General features: G+C 57.3%; 1 protein-coding gene. It reads left to right on the top strand.

Features of this window, described 5'->3' with window-relative positions:
- Positions 1–246 (top strand): serine dehydratase beta chain (locus ACCD05_RS32035; protein ID WP_413397722.1); only part of this gene is annotated, 246 nt, incomplete at both ends.

Raw genomic sequence — 246 nt, 5'->3', positions numbered from 1 at the left:
CTCCCTTACCGGGAAAGGACACCATACCGATATCGCCATTATTATGGGTCTGGCGGGCAATGAGCCGGCCACTGTCGATATTGATGCGATCCCGGGGTTTATCCGCGATGTGGAAAACCGTGGGCGCTTGCTGCTGGCGCAGGGTCGCCATGAAGTCGACTTCCCGCAGAATGATGGCATGCGTTTTCACAGCGATAACCTGTCGCTGCACGAAAACGGCATGCGCATTACCGCCCTGAACGGCGA

The organism is Rhizobium sp. Rhizsp42 (assembly GCF_047304155.1).
In the GTDB taxonomy this organism is placed as follows: domain Bacteria; phylum Pseudomonadota; class Alphaproteobacteria; order Rhizobiales; family Rhizobiaceae; genus Rhizobium.
Note: the sequence above shows the minus strand (reverse complement) of the source record. Positions and strands in the feature narration are given on the sequence as shown.